The organism is Larkinella sp. C7 (genome assembly GCF_006149005.1).
Classification (GTDB): domain Bacteria; phylum Bacteroidota; class Bacteroidia; order Cytophagales; family Spirosomataceae; genus Larkinella.
In genome coordinates this window covers 1-642 of sequence record NZ_VBSL01000078.1, presented here as the reverse complement: position 1 = coordinate 642, position 642 = coordinate 1, and the positions used below count along the sequence as shown (strand labels likewise).

The window sequence follows — 642 nt, the reverse complement described above, 5'->3', positions numbered from 1 at the left end:
AGGCTCCCAAAAATAAGCTGGGCTTTGCCCTAGGGACCCTGGCAACAGGAGTAACAGCGGGGACCCTGATTGGTCCCCTCTTGGGTGGCTACTTTGCCGACCTGCTGGGCATTCGCAATATTTTCTTGGGTGTCGGTTTTCTCCTTTTGGCCCTCAATCTGATGACCATTTTCTTAATCAAGGAAGACTTCGTTCCTGTTAAGAAGGAGCATGAGTTGCCAACCAGGGAGCTGCTCAAGCAGGTCAAGAACCGTCAGGTTATGCTGGGGCTCTTTGTGACCAGTATGATTATTCAGGTCTCAGCTCAATCCATCGCCCCAATCTTGACCCTCTATATTCGCCATCTGGGTCAGGTGACCAACCTCATGTTTGTTTCAGGCTTGATTGTCTCTAGTATGGGTTTTTCCAGCATGCTGTCTAGCTCATTCCTTGGTAAGATTGGTGACAGGATTGGCAATCACCGTCTCCTCTTAATTGCCCTTTTCTATAGCTTTTGTATGTACTTTTCCTTTGCCCATGCCAAGACGCCGCTGGAATTAGGCCTGCTTCGCTTTATGTATGGCTTTGGAACTGGGGCTCTCATGCCCAGTGTCAATTCTCTCCTGACCAAGATTACACCCAAGGAAGGCATTTCGCGCATCT

1 protein-coding gene is annotated in these 642 nt (G+C 49.1%); it reads left to right on the top strand.

From position 1 onward, the window contains the following. Window positions 1-642 (top strand): MFS transporter (locus tag FH871_RS34440; RefSeq protein WP_138995324.1); only part of this gene is annotated, 642 nt, incomplete at both ends.